The organism is Neobacillus soli NBRC 102451, from assembly GCF_001591665.1.
GTDB classification, from domain to species: Bacteria; Bacillota; Bacilli; order Bacillales; family Cytobacillaceae; genus Neobacillus; species Neobacillus soli.
In genome coordinates, this window is record NZ_BCVI01000085.1 from 1 (window position 1) to 17,316 (window position 17,316).

15 protein-coding genes and 1 pseudogene are annotated in these 17,316 nt (G+C 39.2%); all 16 read right to left on the minus strand.

What is annotated here, in order from left to right:
- Nucleotides 1-619 precede the first annotated feature (619 nt).
- Nucleotides 620-1,012, minus strand: a complete 393-nt coding sequence (locus tag BSO02S_RS24350; RefSeq protein WP_066074048.1) for a UCP033725 family protein — start codon at nt 1,010-1,012, stop codon at nt 620-622.
- A gap of 17 nt (nt 1,013-1,029) precedes the next feature.
- Complete coding sequence (locus tag BSO02S_RS24355; protein WP_066074051.1) at nt 1,030-1,314, minus strand: hypothetical protein; 285 nt, start codon at nt 1,312-1,314, stop codon at nt 1,030-1,032.
- A 42-nt stretch (nt 1,315-1,356) separates the two neighbouring features.
- A complete protein-coding gene (locus BSO02S_RS24360) occupies nt 1,357-1,743 on the minus strand; it encodes a UCP033725 family protein (protein ID WP_066074054.1) in 387 nt (128 codons plus the stop codon).
- A 504-nt stretch (nt 1,744-2,247) separates the two neighbouring features.
- Nucleotides 2,248-2,804: pseudogene (locus tag BSO02S_RS24365) on the minus strand (DUF5081 family protein).
- A gap of 57 nt (nt 2,805-2,861) precedes the next feature.
- Complete coding sequence (locus tag BSO02S_RS24375) at nt 2,862-3,308, minus strand: DUF5085 family protein (protein WP_066074064.1); 447 nt, start codon at nt 3,306-3,308, stop codon at nt 2,862-2,864.
- On the minus strand, nt 3,308-3,763 hold the full coding sequence (locus BSO02S_RS24380) for a DUF5085 family protein (RefSeq protein WP_066074067.1): 456 nt from the start codon (nt 3,761-3,763) through the stop codon (nt 3,308-3,310). Before BSO02S_RS24380 ends, BSO02S_RS24375 begins: the two co-directional genes overlap by 1 nt.
- A 3-nt stretch (nt 3,764-3,766) precedes the next feature.
- Complete coding sequence (locus tag BSO02S_RS24385; protein WP_066074070.1) at nt 3,767-4,546, minus strand: hypothetical protein; 780 nt, start codon at nt 4,544-4,546, stop codon at nt 3,767-3,769.
- A 22-nt stretch (nt 4,547-4,568) separates the two neighbouring features.
- The gene (locus BSO02S_RS26695; RefSeq protein ID WP_169802794.1) at nt 4,569-6,032 is read right to left on the minus strand and encodes a T7SS effector LXG polymorphic toxin; all 1,464 of its coding nucleotides are present in this window, start codon (nt 6,030-6,032) and stop codon (nt 4,569-4,571) included.
- Between the two features lie 22 nt (nt 6,033-6,054).
- Nucleotides 6,055-6,351, minus strand: coding sequence for a TIGR04197 family type VII secretion effector (locus BSO02S_RS24395; protein ID WP_066074075.1), 297 nt, complete (start codon nt 6,349-6,351; stop codon nt 6,055-6,057).
- A gap of 3 nt (nt 6,352-6,354) precedes the next feature.
- On the minus strand, nt 6,355-6,777 hold the full coding sequence (locus BSO02S_RS24400) for a YwqH-like family protein (RefSeq protein WP_066074078.1): 423 nt from the start codon (nt 6,775-6,777) through the stop codon (nt 6,355-6,357).
- Between the two features lie 16 nt (nt 6,778-6,793).
- Nucleotides 6,794-11,245 (minus strand): type VII secretion protein EssC, encoded by a 4,452-nt coding sequence (essC, locus tag BSO02S_RS24405; protein ID WP_066074081.1) that lies wholly within the window; start codon nt 11,243-11,245, stop codon nt 6,794-6,796.
- 34 nt (nt 11,246-11,279) lie between these two features.
- Nucleotides 11,280-12,458 carry a type VII secretion protein EssB gene (gene essB, locus BSO02S_RS24410; protein WP_066074085.1) on the minus strand — a complete coding sequence of 393 codons (1,179 nt, stop codon included), beginning with the start codon at nt 12,456-12,458 and terminating at the stop codon, nt 11,280-11,282.
- A 78-nt stretch (nt 12,459-12,536) separates the two neighbouring features.
- Nucleotides 12,537-12,788, minus strand: coding sequence for an EsaB/YukD family protein (locus BSO02S_RS24415; protein WP_066074087.1), 252 nt, complete (start codon nt 12,786-12,788; stop codon nt 12,537-12,539).
- A gap of 13 nt (nt 12,789-12,801) precedes the next feature.
- A complete protein-coding gene (gene essA, locus BSO02S_RS24420; protein WP_066074093.1) occupies nt 12,802-13,311 on the minus strand; it encodes a type VII secretion protein EssA in 510 nt (169 codons plus the stop codon).
- Nucleotides 13,286-16,531, minus strand: coding sequence for a type VII secretion protein EsaA (gene esaA / locus BSO02S_RS24425; protein WP_066074096.1), 3,246 nt, complete (start codon nt 16,529-16,531; stop codon nt 13,286-13,288). Before esaA ends, essA begins: the two co-directional genes overlap by 26 nt.
- 189 nt (nt 16,532-16,720) lie before the next feature.
- Nucleotides 16,721-17,017: a WXG100 family type VII secretion target gene (locus BSO02S_RS24430; RefSeq protein ID WP_066074099.1), complete on the minus strand. Its 297-nt coding sequence runs from the start codon at nt 17,015-17,017 to the stop codon at nt 16,721-16,723.
- Nucleotides 17,018-17,316 lie beyond the last annotated feature (299 nt).

A 17,316-nucleotide genomic window follows, 5' to 3' on the forward strand; every position in this document is an offset into this window, starting at 1 on the left:
ATATAAAATAAAATCAATTTGCTCACCATTTCACATACATCTTTACAAGAACTTGTTTGTTTCTTACTACACTTATATATTATCACCTTTTCCAAGTTAACAAAGGTTTTTGTGATATTATTCACAATCCTGCAACAAAGTTTTGACGTTATAGTGAACGATTGAAAATATAGTATCCCAAGGAAGCTGTTTATACTGAAATTGAAGGAAAGATTTTCACCGTCGTAGCGTTTCTTCTTCTCTGTTTATATATTTCATTATACTTAGTTCCGTATACAGAATCATATAATAATGAAACGCCTCACGCTAACACGTGGATCAACGCGACTGCTCGTCACACAAAAAGAGACATCAATTCGAATTGTGTCTCTCATTAAGTCCTATTTAATATGAAGGAATAGTAATTTACTTTCCTCAATGGGAAGAAATAATTCAGCCGTCATTACTTCATCTGTCGGGTCACTCATGATGGAAAAGAAAGGATCACAGTATTCATAATCGATAACTGTGATCCTTTCTTTGAATGAACATGGTTATGAAATTGTCGGAGCGATATTTTTCCCCATTATGAGTGATCCGATAAAGGAAATAATGATTGCTTAAACACGGCTACCATAATTTATAAATCTTCCGGATTGATTGCTGATTTTTCTTCTATAAGTTTAACTTTACTTTTAGGTACCCAACCAAGCCATGTATCACGATCTACTCTTGGTAGATTTAAATTACTTCCTACAAGTAATGAGCCTGTGGCCACTTGGAATTCATTTTCTTTTTCCTGTAAAATTTGGACTTTCTCCCTTTGTATAATTCCATAAATATCTATATTTACACAATCCATTAATTCACCAGGATTTACTTTTTTAGAGTAAACCCCATTATTATAAAGATCTTCAAATGTATGATCTATTTTTCCTTTTTCTTCAGTCTTCACCCTTACATTATTATCCATATCCACAGTTATTTCATACTCAGTTCCTCTGTACTTACCATATATTCCTGACTTCAACATTACGTTCACCTCATATTTTACTGAAGGAGTTTAAACACTTTTCCATCGAAAATTGCTATAACTTCATCTTTTCCATCAACTACTCTGTGTAATTTCGCTCCTTCTCTTAGATCAATAAACTTTTTTAATGTCCACTCAGGAATGACTTCCGCATTCCTGGACGCAGTGAAGCCGTTTCCTGTCCATGGCCACTCGTTATATTCCCATCCACCATATGGCTTTTCCATTTTATGACCATAAGGGATCTCTAAATGTTCTGAAGACAGCATTTCTGGATTCTTTGCTTTAAATTCAATTGTCACCTTAGCTTTCTATTTGAGAAGCTTCCCAATAGATACATTACTTTATAATATAATGGACTTTTTAACTTCAAATAAGAGTACATCTTCTTTTGGTACCCATTTTTCATAATAATATTTATCTGTACGATCCAATCCTAATTTCTTAGCTAAATTAGCATCTGTCGTCCCTATATAATAAAAATCTTCTTTCTCAGCACTCACATTGACTTCTTCACTCATATATTTAGCATGTGTTTTTATTTGATATGCGTTAGTAATATCTCCTATCTTTAGATTTTTAACATAAGCATTGGGTATCAAATTATGTTGTTTAAATCCCTCTTTAAGGGAAGCTGAATCATAACTGATTAAATTCACACTTCCGTCTTGTTTCTTAAACAAACTATATTCTTTATGATTATATATCGTAAAATCCCCACTTCTTATCATTTCAACTCATCCTGACATCCATTAGATTTCCCATGCAGGATGAAAAACGACACCCATTGGCACTCAGATTGGGGTTCAGTCACGATTAAAACAGTAGATATCGCTGCAAGTACTACTCCCCAATGTAGATAAACGAATTGCATGGCAAGCTTCGCTGACTGCTCCGAAGAAGCTTTTCCAAATGGAGGATCACCTTATATAAAGTTCTTATGAAGGGGACCTTTTTATCGGTAAATAGTATGTAAATTTTCCGATTTTCCCCATCCTTTAGCGGAGCAACGAGAAAATTTCCCATGACATCCGATCTTTAAATTTCTCACAAAAAAGGCACCTATTGCTTAAAAGGCAATCAAATGCTTTATAGTTACTATATATAGTAATTCATTACAAATCTTATCTATAAACCAACGTGCTTATTTAAATTCATAAGTTTTTGGCTTGTTCCCTGTGATAATGCTTCATACATTTAAAATGTCATTTCGCCTGTTTCACGTTCTTGTCACCCTATTCAAATATTATTAGAAAGGAGTTTCCGATATTCGGGGCTGTGTTTGTCTCCAGTTCGGTCATAATCTTCTGTAAGTATTGATAAATGGTCGTTATTTCATCTGGATTGATGGTAATTAAACTAGAGCTGCCTCCCTCACTTTTCTGCGCTTTAGGCATAAGACTTTTTCTCCTTGTAAGGGAAATCCATTTCATCAAAACAGTACTTTCAAGAACCAATATTTGGCTTGCATGATAATATTTTTTATCGACCGGATTCACCATGATTAACTTTTCATCTTTTGTAAAGATGAGCCACTGTTGATAATAGTTGGCATTCATTTGTTCCCGCTGCTCTTCTTTTAAATGAAAGAATTCGAGATTCAACAATGCATTTCCCGGTTCAAGCCCTCTGTTTCTCGTCTTTCTTGATAAGATTGTTCTTCTTTCAAAAAGCTCTTTTCCCGTTCAGGCGGCTCTCTTTCGATCAGCGGGAAATGTTCACACAGTTGGCTTAAAAGGCATACGTTCATAGAATAGTCAGTTTCCTCTTTTAATCTATGAAAAATGCTCATTACATTTATCAATGGATGAGCATCTTTTACCGCCGTTTTGGTTTTACTAAACTTTTTTTATTCAACCCCGACACCCATCTCAACATACGTTCTGCCGGCATGACTTTGCTTATATTCTACGAATACAGGTGTCTTTTGTTTCATATCATGCCTTTTAATATAATCAAGCAATTCCCAGTATTTCATTTGTGATTGCTGATCGAAGTCATCTACGATTCGTGTCATGATCATAGGATGAATGCAAAAATAGCTGCGAAACTCAACCTCTTCTTTCGGAGAAATGGTAAATGTATTTTCCTCAATCGGAAGAAATACTTCAGCCGTCATGACCTCGGCTGTTGGATCACTCAGGATAGAGAAAAACATTTTTCCATCGATATGATAACCATGTTCACTTAAAATCTTTTCAAAGTCCTCTATCGCAAGATTTATTTCCTCCGGCACAAAATTATACCGTTTTGAGGCCACATTTCGATAGGAGATTTGATGGTTTTCTACAATCATCATCGCTCTCCCCGTTCCTTAATTGGTACATATAGGTCAATGATTAGATCACCATAAGCTTCGATTAAGACAACATAATATGTATCTACAAGATCAATCTTTTGGTCAGAGGCGTAATCTTTTATCTTTTGATAAGCGGCATAAAAGTCCAGTTCTTGATCCGCCTGACGTAAGACTAGTGCTTCTTCGATAGAAAACTTTTCTAGAAAACGGAAATCTCCTTCCTCTTCCAAAGGAATTGGCTCGTTTATCGGCAAATAATAGGTAAATTGGCCAAACTTAGCTTCGTTTTGTATCGGGGCCACCGAGAAAAAGACAGGCCCACTTTTATAAAAGTCTTTCTCCAAGGCGAGATCTTCCATCATAAAGTACGGCTCTTGCCACTCTTCTTTTAATTGGCTTGTTTCGTAAACTAGCACATTGCTAAAGTACAGCGAACGAACTTCAATCCCCATTTCTTAACACCCTTTCCCTATCCTATCATCTGTTTGTAAATATCCATTTCTATCATAATTAAAGCTTTTAAATCGGAACTTACAATAGAGGATCACCAGTTGTTCTGGGAGAACGAATAACATTGTATAAAAAATTGCAAAGGCTAAAACAATCATCCCCATCTCTTCTATATCTTCAAAATGGGAAAATCGAACCAAGTATTGAATGACAAAAACTAATCCAATGCTTCCTGTTATAATGATTGGCAAATAAGAAGGGAGCTTATTTTCTACACTTTCCCTCCACTCATCTCTTTTAGAGCCTTTACTATAGGTCCCTTTATTTAGTAAGATATAAAATCGAATCACCGTTACGATAAAAATCAAAGCCCCGATTATTAACGTTGCGTAGGTGAAATTTACAAGGGATTCTTTAGTCAGGTTTTCTTGTTCCCCTACCAGGAACAATGCCGCCAAATAAATACACGCACCACCTAAATTTTGCGAGACTAAGATACTTAATAGATATTGTACTTTTTGACTACTCCTATAAATGAATGGAAGAGAATATAAAATGGACAATGTAACCAGAATAGCCGTAACCCAAAAATGGATTTTTTCGATTAACGCAATGTTTGGATATATCGATGAACGTGCAGCGACATAATAGGTTAAATAGAACATTAGACACTGCAAAAAAACAGATAGAAATAAAATTCCCCCAAGACTACCTGGGCTTTGTCTCCCAGATTCTAGCGGGCCCCTCAGGGCGGCAAAATCCTCTTCAGAAAATTTCTTTGACATAAATACTTAAGCCCCCATTCATCTAATGAAACCAACCTTTTATTTTATCCATGACTGAATCCTTTTGAATTCTGCCATATTTATCCTTACTACGTTTATTTATGAGCCAGTTTGCAAAGATACCAACACCAACGCCAATAGCTGTACCTACGCCAGGAACTGGAACTAAAACGGTAAAAAGGGCTACACTTCCCGCCTGTACTGCCCCTCCCACAGCCGTATCAATCGTTGTATCTAAGGTTGACCTTGCCGCAGCCTCTTTTACACTTAATCCCTCATCAATCGCCTCATGATAATTGCTGTAATAACTGAGGCCAACACCTATCGGAGCCAGCGCCTTTCCAGCACCTTTAATAACACCGCTCTTAGTTATTCCTTTAAAATCAACCGCGTCTTTAAAAGAGTCTCCAGCTCCTTTAAGTGTCGCTTTTCCGACTATTTTCGCTTTTGTTCCAAGGTCTGCTTTATCATTCCAATAAGCTAGAGCCGCATATGTTCCGATTGCAGCCCCACCTGTCGTAGACCAACCTGAGGTCCTCTGCTTTTTGGTTGCGTACTTTAATATGGCGGTATTTGTTTTAGCTAACCGTTGTTGTTTTTCAGTTAGCGGTCTTCCATTTTTCGGAAGCAATTTAGTTAACTCACGTTCAGCTTGTAGATCAGGTTTAATCCCTAAGTGGTTCAGGGCTTCCCTTGTCGCAAGAACACGATAATACTTCTTTCCGTTTACAATCACTATTTCCGTACGCAATCCCGCTTTTTGGCCCGCTCTAAACATTTTATAACTAGTAACAGCACCCTTGTATGCAGTCCTTACCTTTTTTATGTTGGAGATGTCTTTCTTGAATGCCACTACAGCTGCACTTGCCGCGCCGGTATGGTAGGTTGTAAACCGATTATCCGGTGCCAATCCGCCCACTTTCTTCATGATTGCATCCAACTGATCTAGCAATTGATTAATTTGACTGTGATCGTTTTTACCGACCGTTTGAAAGGCCGCTACTTTCTCATCTAGTTGTTTAATCGATTTTGCTGCTGCTTCTTTATTATGTGTCATTGCCGATGTACTCGGTGCCGTTACACTGCAAATGTCGGATACATTATGAATGGTGCTTTTGATTTCGCTTGATGTGGTGAGCATTTCAGTATAGTTCTTCGTGACTTTCATGTCATGATCTTTCAAATAATCACTTTCAATAAGAGCCTCTTTACTTGTGTCGACATCTGAATGGAACATGGCAATATGACTTGATAATTGGCTATCTAGTGCTGTAAACACTTCATCAAATGTTTGTAGAATCGTTTGATGGAAATTTTTAAAGTAATTTTTTGCGTTTCCTGCCGTTTGTCCTTTAAAGGACTCCATTTGATCAAATAGATTAATATCGGAAATGATTATGTCCATTCCCTGCTTTAAATCTTCAGTGGCTGCATTCAAATGTTCTGAAAGAGAAATCACCTCATTGATATCCACTTTGTGTCCCATAATACCATACCAGCCCCCTCTGTTAATAAATTTGCTGCGGATGCATATGAAGCATTTTTGCCACATGCTCGTCGTTTTCCCTTATGGACTCACCTGTCTTCTGAAGCGTATAAATGTCTGTACCCAGAAGGGCTTTATATTTTTCTAGCAGCTGAATCGTTTTTATCACATTTTGTAAATCTTCTTTGAACGGATCAATATTCGTTTGATTAAAGGACCTATTTTTACTACTATCCATTTGTAACCCCGTAAGCGAGGATTTCAGTTTTTCGACATTGGTTCGAAAGAGGTCAATATTAATCCCAATTTCCCCTGACACTATTTATCCCTCCTTTTTCGTATTCGAAATTTGCCATTCCAAATTAACAATTTGTGCTGAAAGATTAGAAATCGAGTTTAAGATATGTCCTTTGGTACTTTCCGTTCGTGCCATTTCTTCGTCTATTTGTCCTTTTTTATCCATTACGTCGGAACGGTAATTTTTCACACTGTCTGTATAGTTGTCATAGTGGCCAACGAATTTCTTTTTCTCCGCTCCTTTCCACTTGCTTTCATCCACAGTTAAACCTTGCACCCTTTTTTCTTGATCCGCCAATGTCATCATTTCATTTGATAGTTTAGTAGAAGCAGTTTGTAAGCGTTGAATTTTCGTTTCTAAGATAGCAAGCTGATGCTGTAAATTTGCCTTTTGGCTTATCGCACTTGATTTCTGCCTAATCAATGAATTTAAAGCAGCATGACTCATAATCTCCCCCCTTTATCTATTGTGGGATTTTCACTTTCTCATAACGGTAATCTTGCGTGTAATAGGTTTCATATGAATTTGGATATTTCTCATTAGAAATATAGGACTGTTTAAAGATATCCTGGTCACCCAGCCGCATACTCATTAAGCCTACATTTGCATGGTCACGGATATATCTTGGAATGTCTTCATAACTTTGGCCAATATAGCTGTAAATCGAACTCACGATCAAATGAATCCCTACTTTCGGGCCATTACTCATTAATCGTGTCATTTCTTCCATGTTCATTTGAGTTCTTGTTGAGAAGTCTTGTAAATCAGCAATGAAAATAAACCATTTTGGTTCTAACACTTTATTTTCAAGTCGATTATTTATTTCATATAGAAAATCTCGTTTGGCCCTTGTTATCCCTTCTTGCTCGAAGATATAAGCATTTACCCCCTTCCCCTGTTTAGCCAAGATTTGCTCGTTTGTATCGAGAATCATTGTTTGATAGTGTTCTGAAACAAGCGTAAGATTCTTCGCAATCGCTACTTGTAACCGATGTAATCCATCTCCTCGGTCGCTTACGACAATCAGCGGCCCATTGCCTTTCGTATTAAAGGCAATTGGTAAAACTTCCTCAAATTCCACACCGATTGGCAGCAGCCCTTTTTTGACATGTTCCATTGTTTGCTTATCTCTCTTAAACTGTTCAAAATCAAGTACTTCCGGCAATATCGGAATGGGCGAGGGATGATCTCCTTTCCAATTTGCCGCCATATCTTCTGATTCTTGTTGAATAGTATCAATCATTTCTAATCCATCTAAACCCGCCGCAGCTAATGCGGTCTGGAATAATGTCGGTTGCTCTAATTTTACCAATCCACGTCCTGGAATCTCTTCAATTACTAATTCCGTCCTTCCAACAATGGCCCGGGCCTCCATTTGGTCGATGAGATAAAGAGGAATTTGTATTTTGACATTTGAAAGCAATGGCATCCTCATGGCATTCTGTCGTCCCGCACTAATGACGAGGTGTAAGCCAACGCTTCCGCCTTCGCGGGCAATTTGCGTGATTAATTTTTCAAAATCATCCACAAAGGCAGTATCACGTACCGCATCATAGTTATCTATTACAATGAGAATATTTGGCTCTTTAGTGCCGCTGGCTTTTTCATACATGCCGATATTAGCTACACCATATTGGCTTAGTTTCCGTTTACGTTCCTTACTGATATTGACGAAAAGGCGAATAAATTTACCAATCTTTTCGGTTTCATCAATCAGGATGGTATCTGCAACATGAGGTAGATTCTTCAATGGCAGTAGACCATTTGTTCCAAAGTCTAACAGGTAAATATGTAAATTTTCCGGATTATGTGTTCTTGCTAAATCCATTACAACGGTTTGCAGAAATGTTGATTTCCCGTATCCAGGGCTCGAGAACACAAGCAGATGGCCATCTTTTGTTAAATTTACCTTCAGTGGTTTCTGATCCTGCATTTCAGGTAAATCCGCATAACCAATTATTGGCTCTATTGGGGCCTTTTCCTTTTGCCATTCTTCTTTGTAATCAATCGAAGATAACTCCGATAAATAAATACGTTCCTTCAGCGGTGGTAACCACGGGCGAGGAAGCGTTTCAATCATCTCTTGTGCCGCAAAAGAATGGATATACTCAATCACCGCATCAAGCTCGGTTGAAATTTTAACCATTTCATCTTTATTCGATAGACCACTCAAGTCTTGCGAAAGAATATCATATTGTCCAAGGTCGTTAATCGCATAAATCGTCGCGTCGACAGATTCCATGTCACTTTTATCAGGGCGATAATCGGCACCGCTCCAGGCACTTTGAAATAACTCATAAATTTCGTTGTTGCCAACTTGTAAGTAGGCCCGGCCTGGCAAGGTGATTTCCGCCGCATCAGGTGTTTTGATTATTTCAGTGGAATCGCTGGCATTTTGAACTTTGAGCGCTAGCTTGAATTTTGAATTCGACCAAATTTGGTCATCGACGACACCACTTGGCTTTTGTGTCGCCAAGATAAGGTGAATCCCCAGTGAACGGCCAATCCGTGCTGTGGAAACAAGTTCCTTCATAAATTCCGGCTGCTCGGATTTAAGCTCGGCAAATTCATCCGATATAAGGTATAAATGGGGCATCGGCTCGCTTGCCTCTCCATTTTTATATAATTTCTGATATTGGTTGATGTGGTTTACGTTATGCTCACCAAATATGCGCTGGCGCTTTTGTAATTCAGCTTTGATGGAAGCAAGTGCCCTTAGTGATTGTGCTCCGTCCAAGTTGGTAATCGTCCCTAACAGATGGGGGAGGTTTTTAAATAAATTCGCCATCCCGCCCCCTTTATAGTCGATCAGCAGAAACGCCACTTCGTATGGATGAAAATTGACTGCTAGTGAAATGATATACGACTGGATGATTTCCGATTTACCGGAACCTGTCGTACCAGCGACTAAACCATGTGGTCCATGTGCTTTCTCATGCAGGTTCAGATGAACAATATCGCCTTTCCCCCGTACTCCAAGGGGAACAGCAAGGCTTTTATACGTTTCATTTTGGGCCCAGCGCTCCGAAATCCTAAGTTCCTCCACCTTCTCCACATTGTACATTTCAAGAAAGCTGACACTTTCAGGAATCGAATTTTTCAAGTTTTGTAAATGATCGAGCGCAGCCAAACTACGGGAAATATCTTCTTTATTAAAGTCTATTGAAAAATGATCTGGGGTGAATCGCCGGTTAACTAGCTCCCCCTCTTCCAAAATAATGTTTCCACTTGCGGCATCGCGAATATCAATCACCGTTTTCACCTGTTCCGGCAACGACTGCATGACGTCCTGAACAAATATAAGCGATACGCCCAGTTCGCTCGGATCTTCATTAAAGTACTCCATGACCGAATGATCGAGAATGAGTTTTTCATCGGTAATAAGCACGATGAAGCGAGGTGAGAAATATAGTTTTTCATTCTTACTGCCTTTTTCATCAACAGCAAGCTTCCGTTCTTTTAATATTTGATAAAGGGAAGTTAACACTTGATCCCTTGACCTGTCATGGTAAACAAAGCCGCGTACATTTAGATCACGCAGCCCAGCATGCGGGAGCCAGCGCATCCAATCCCATTTCCCCTTCTCCTCTTCCGGAAAAATCGTCACGAATTGTACATCGTAATAGCTATGAAAGAGGGCTGTCTGCATGATGAGCAATTGTAATTGTTCGAGCACAAGATGACGTTGCCCGATATAACCAACGGGTCCTTTTGCCAAGGAGGTCACTACAGGCACTTGGTCAAGCGTTAAGTATTGTGATCTTAGGCTGCGTGCCGCCTCCACTAGTTCATCCTTCTTCAAGGTGAACTCTTCCACATTGAAATCAATCTCGTAGCTTGAATTGATCCGGCCTAAGCCAACCCGGTACATCAGAAAGTCGTGATGAAACATCGTTTTTTCATAAATTCGCGAATCCACTTTCATCGCCATATGGCGCACTTGCTCCATGCTTGGATAATGGTAATGGAGGGCGTGTCGCTGTTCTTCGCTGGCTTGATATAATTCCTGTGTCTTTTGTTTCAAATATTCTTGATAACTCTTCTCTCGTTCCCTAAGGTCTAAGCGATATTGCTTCAAACTTTTTATATACGAAGTGATGGAAAAAATAACAGTCACAATCGTCATAGACAGCATGACAATCAGATAGACTCCGCTCCGCTGTAAAAGGGAGACAACCACCATCGCGGCAATCATCACAAGCGGCGGAACGATGACACGTCCCAACTGTTCGCTTGGTTTACCTGGCTTCCCCGACGGTTGAGCTATTTTTCGCTTTTCAACTGGCTCGCGATAGATAATACGCGGAGAACGATGATAAGCGGGATACTCCGCACTGAAACGTTGATCCTCATCATACAAGCGTACTAATTTCGTTCCGGCAAATGACTTTGATTCTAGGATTTCAATGGCATCCTTTCCAATCTTCACCATCAGTCCGTCAAAATAGAGCTGGTCACCTGGTTCAAGGACTACCTCTCCTGTTGTCCGCAAGAAATTATGGAAAACCTGACCGTTATACACTTCTAATTTGAATGACTCTCCCAGCTGCTCACGAAAAAGGAGAAGATTGGCTGATGTGTTCGATATTGTCACATCATCATATTCGTTTGAACCAAAGGTAATACTTCTATGCTGAGTTGTATCATAGGCGTGCCATTCAACCGTCTCTGTCAGAAAAAAGTTTAGGGGGGAATCTTCATGCATCAATGTTAACTGGTCATTCTTCCGTAACGAGTGATCACCAATTTTGCACCATTCTCCGTTCCACTCAACCGACAATGAGCGGTCCAGCTTCTTAAAGGTCATTGTATTCGACCAGTCATTTCCAATTGTTATTTTTCTAGATTTATTTTGTTTAAAATGGCATTTATGTAATTGCTCTCCGTCGTTTAGCAGTAATAATCGTTGTGCCATCTTTCTCTCCCTCTCTGTACACAAATCAATTAGCTTATTCTGTTTTTAGCACGGGGTCTAAACCATATTTATCCGTGTACGTTTTCAATTGCTCTTGGTAATCTTGGATCTCCTTTTCCCGCTCGGTACCGCTCAATTCCGGGTCATTCTTTGCCTTTTCAATTTTTTTGACGAAGCCATACATAATTAACACGGGATCATCGATGTACTTGGCAAGATCGACGGACTTGTCGAAGTCACCACGGCCATTGTAAATCCAATACAATGAATAATTGCTATCACTTTTTAGGCTAATATTTTTCATAATGGCCTCTTTTGGTGTATTTTCCAACGGCTCTGTTTTAATATAGGAATAAGCCAGAATATACTTACCTGCATCTGATAATTTTTCGGGATTTTCAATTTCTAAGTCACTAATGACTTTTCCATAATCAGCTGATAAAAAATGACGATGGGCTTCAAGTAAGTGGTCTTGGAAAGGTAGTTTGATAAAACTAAAATAAATCAATGGTACCGCCAGAATAATGAGGAGAACAACCATTGAAAAAGTCAGTTGTTTAAAGAGACGGAACCGTTTCTTCGGAACGATCTGCATCTTTTTCTCCGTTTCCAGTTGTTCTTTCTGATAACTGTTTTCCAACAGCTTAATTAACGCAGCCAAATCTTCTGCCCCGCCTACTTGGCGTTCAAATTCGGTGCCAGTTGCGTTTTTCAACGATCCGGAATAGAGTTCATCAAAGCTGTATTTTTTTGAAAATAGGGCAACAATCAAACATTTGTATTGGAGGGTGAAGTTTTCTTCCTTGGTCTCATATGGGGGAACTAAATCCCGGATGCCGCGATACACCAACGTGGAAAGGAGATTATCGTCAAATACCAGGTTATCCGGATGCAAGAAGAACGTCATACGTGCGTTCAGTAATTTTCGAAAGCGTGCAAGATTACACAGCAAACGCAGCTTATCATTTCGACCAAGTTTGCGGACATCTTCCCACTTCTTCGCCTTTTGATCGACGGTGAACGAAAAAGTAAATTGATCGTCTTCATCAGCAACAACTGCCGGCACAAAAAAATCTGTATTCTCCGTCATTAGCACCAATTGGCGTATATTCTTCACACGTGTTTGGGACTTTGCCAGTTTTACCTGCCATTTATCATCATGAATAGAAAAATGAAAAGTCATGGACTCCATTTTTATCGTTTTCTCATTCATTGTTCCTTGACTCCTTTGTGTTGTCTTCGGTCTCTTTCTATGACGTGTCCTGCGGAACATTGTCTTCACTTAGGACGATTATAAAACTAGTAAAATATCTCCATTCGTTACGGGATAATCGATAAGGCGATCATCATCCGTTAGGAGCAGTTGTTTAGCAGGGACCTTTAGCGCAAAAAGGGATGCCTTTGCCACGTCAAGATCCAATGTTTCAATCAAGTTCGCCAATAACTGTTTAATGGGCTGGTGGACCGGGATCCTTAGATCATATTGCCCTTCACCCCACTTACAAAAATCAACCGTCACGTTAATATGTGTCCCACTAGGCATCCGCTCATCTCCTTTAATTCAGCATTTGTCTCATCATGGCAAGCAGTCCCGCGCAGATGACCAACACTGATCCGAAGAGGGCCGCTACTGTCTTTTTGCTGATTCCTTCTTCATCCGTCTGTTGCTTGTTTTGTTTGGCAACGGCAGCGTACTTCACCATATTGTCATTAGTGAAAAGCGCTGTTTTTATCTCCGTTGTTGTGTCAGCCTCTATGGGAGTTTCAAAAAGGGTTTGTTGTAATTTATCCATCGTTTCAGTCATTTCATTTTGCTTCATCACAATTGCTGCCCGAGTTTGTTCTTTGAACAAATCGGGCATGATTTTCTCCAATTCTGTCTCTTTTTGGTCTTGCGAGGCTAACTTCTCTCTCTCTCTATCATCCTGACCGATTCGTTCTATTTCGATGCGAATTTCTCCGCTGTGGTCAAGATGGCCCTCAGCTGAGGAATGAAGTGTAAAAAAGGAACCCACCCCTAAAAGAAAAACTGCTATCAAACTAGTGCGCTTCACTAATTCCATCATCGATTATCTCCTCGCTTTTAGCAAAACGATTGAAAACAAGCAAGTGACCAACAAGACTAATAACACTGATCGCCAATAAACTAAAAATAATCAGCATATTGTCTGTTGCTCCGTCCGCAAACCCAGTCACTAACTTTTCAATATAATGTAATGGTGAGTAGTCTTGTATTTTCGAAGCGAACGACTGTTGATCGAAGTGCAGCCCCAATGCTCGTGTTAAAAATAAATATAAACTTAAACTCGCCAATAATATAAACATGCCAACCATTTTCAGCTGTCTTAATAAATAGGCAGCTGCAAGCAAGAGCGTTAGCATAACAAGTGTGATTAATCCGGTCCAAAGCATGAATTTCCCTTGACTAATTTGCAAGAAGTAACCGGAAAGTACACCGGTAATTACTCCTTCGACAATGCCAATACTGGCCGTAATAACGCTGATAGGCAAATTACTCTTTACTAATGTCCTTTCTTCTGCAAATGAGTCTATCACCAGCCGCTTTCGTTCATTAGTGGATATGACGTATGCGGTAAAGAAAGCAATGATAAAACAAATTAATACAACGAAATAAGGAGTAAATACGTCAACAGGTGCTACTGAAATCACCCCGGCATTCTTTGTTTCTACGGGATTAGAAAGAAAACTTAACAGGTTTTCATTTGGCCGGGTACCGATGCGGCTATTCGCAAGAACCCCTGCAAAATTGTCAGCAAAGCTCTGATCATCTATCAATTTATTCGTTAGATTGCTCGAAAGATCACCAGCCTGCTTTACCAAAGCAACTCCGCTATTTTTAATTGTTTCCGCCTGATTGTCGATGGCAGTAAATGTTTGATATACTCCCTCAGCTGAATGCAAATTACCTTTTGATTCGTTAACGAGTGACTGACTTCCAGCAAGCAGAGAATTAAATTCATCATCTAATGAAAGAACCAAACTTTGTTCATTCCCATTATTGATTAAAAGTTTGGATTGTTCGTCCTGTAATGTGAGGCTGTCTTCGCGCCAAGAAGCCAGGTTCTGTAAGCTCCTAGATAAATTCGTATTCAATACTCCAGCCTGCTCCGTTGTCTGCTTAATCCTATCTGCCAGCTGCTTAGAATTTTGATTCGCATGATTGACAAGTTGAGTATACTCATCAATTTTCCCCTTTAGCTCTTCCGTCTTCTGACGGACTTCCTCTGATATTTGCCCCGCTACATAATTGGCTAGCACATCGACAATGTCTTGCTTATTAAATAAATAATAAAGGGATTCCTCCGTTGCGATATCCTTCAAATTGGTATGAGATAACCCCACTTCTAAATCTGGACGATTAAATTGTTCCATTCCCAATCCAAAATATAGCTCATACAACATTTGCATTCTTTGATAATCACTAACAGTATCTATGGCCCCATTCATTAACCTGCTTGTCGAGCCACTTGTAAGTGGCGACATCACTTGATGGGTAATGTGGTTATTTAGAATATTAATTTTTATTATCGGATTGTCGGTAATAAGATTGTTTAGCCCGTCACTATTCTCGCTTTCGTTGCTGCCCTCATTTGGCTCCACTTCCGGCTCGGGCGGCGCCACTGGCGTATCTACATCAGTGACATCCTTTTGAACCAAATTCCAACCCCATGTTATCGGTTGGAAAACATCCAGCTTCGTGTTGGTATCCTTTAGGTTAACCTTCAATTTCACAGTGAAAGGACCGTTATCGGTTGCAGGCAGGGTAAGATCTCCATTTTTAAGAAATGGCTCTGTATAATCCATTTCGTCATGATTTGGTAATGTCAACAATACTTGATTGACTGCAAACTCAGCCGGAATGGACAGGGTAAAATCCTGTCCCTTTTTCTTCGTTTCCGGCAGGTTAACTGAATCGATGATTGTTACACCATTTGTCTTCAAATCATTTTTTATTTCTTCCACCTTCTCTGCCAAAGGTAAGCGACCGGCAGGACGGTTTGGGCTATAACCAAACTCACGATTGTACTTGTTCGTCACGGCGATTGTATTTTTCAGCTGGGTTTTGGTTAATTCAGATATATCCAGCTTATCAATCTCACCTGCGTCTAATGTTGGCAGTTTATCTATTTGACTTTGAATATTTTTCTGAGCATTTTTGTCAGGCTTAGCAAAAACATTCGTTAAATTTATATTCTTTTCTACTCCGGAAGAAGTCTTCAGCGCGTTCTTTAGCTGACCCGCAATCGACTCTTGCATGTCAGACTCTAATTTATTGGCTAAATCCTTATCCAAGTTGGACATCTTTTCCTTTGTTACATTTAGATACTCTTGAAGGGCAGCTGATTCGGACAAGATCGTAACAGCGTGATCCTCTTTTTGCTGAAATTGATCATTGATTGCTTTATTTGCAGCCATTAATTCATTCCATTGCTGCAGTACATCATCACTATTCAAGCCACGGTCAAATTTTCCAAGTTGATCAGAATATCCTTTTGCTAACAGATGATTAGTATCTTGCATTTTTCTAAAGTCTAGAAATCTAGTTTGATAGCTTTGACCTGTTCTTACACCCTCGCCAAGTCGATTCTCAAATCCTGTTAATATATCCTGCAAACCTTTAAAACTGTCTTTCGATAGATTTGCGTTCGATTGCACCTCGCCAAATTGCGAGGTATAGCCCGCCAATGGACGATGAATGGAATCATTATAAATGTTTGTATATACCTGTTCTTTTTTTACAAGGGTACTAATATTATCTTGAGCATCGTGTAAATTCCCCATTACACTAGCAAAATAAACATCGATGATTCGGCGATTAAAATCCCCTAATATGGAGCTTGCTGTTTTATCAGCTACGGCTTTCATATTACTGTTGCCAGACGCATTTACTTTGTAGTTTAAGACTACCTTCTCTGGCTCTTTTGAATCGAGGGATAAAGCCTTTTGTGAAAAGTCATTCGGAATGACAATCATCATATTGTAGACATTACGACCTAATCCGCTTTCTGCCACACCGCGGCTGACGACGTACCAGTTATGCTTCTCATCTTTTTCCACATTCCTGATAAATTCATTACCAAACTCATATGGTTTTCCATTAAATGTTGACCCTTGATCCTCATTAACCAATGCAACGGTCATTTTCTGGTTATCTTTATGATCTTTGCTTTTTGATGCTTGATTGAGTGCCAAATAAGAAATTCCCGAAGACAATGCAAGCACCAGAACAAAGAACAACAAAATACCCTTTTCAAACTTTTTCATCCCAATCCCCCTGAAAATCACTACTATGTATCGTCCATATTTTTATAAAAATGCTTAAAGATGATTGCTTTTGTTAAAGAGCAAAAGCCACACAACAATTGTCGCGTGGCTTTTAGTTTTTGGGAACGTAGTCCCGAATTGACTCATTTCCACATTTCTAATGTAGCATTCCTTTGTAATAAGAATGAATTAGCTCAGTCCAAAGTTCTGTGACAATTGCTCATCATGCTGTGCCACAGCTTCCGCCGTTTTGTTCAATTGTGTATTAATATCATGCATCAATTGGGCGAAATTTTGCACCTTTGGTTTCAACTGGTTAAACTGATCATCAAAACTTTGGAATGCACGACCTTCCCATTCGCCACGGAGTTCATTTTGCAGATTGGTTAAGTCCTTTAAGATTTGTTCAATTTGATGTGCACTTTGTCCATACCGAGTCGCCTTAGATTTTAACTCCGCCGGGGTCATCCGAATTTGTCCTGCCACTTTTCTCCATCTCCTTCAACCATAATAAAAATAAGCATTTTTTATCATTAATAACGTGGTAAACGTGTTATACAGTGTATTCCTATCTATCTATTTATTTACCACCAGTTTCCAATTCAGTCAAATCGGTTTAGCAGCCATGTCGAATCCTGTCCGGGACTTTATTTCTACTAATTTTAGAAAATTAATAAGCCATTTGTTTCACTTTAGGCAAAATTTGACGGATGGCCGATTATTATATTACAAAGTTCGGGACTTTCTAACTGTTTTTTAATACTTTTTATACAAATTTAAATGCC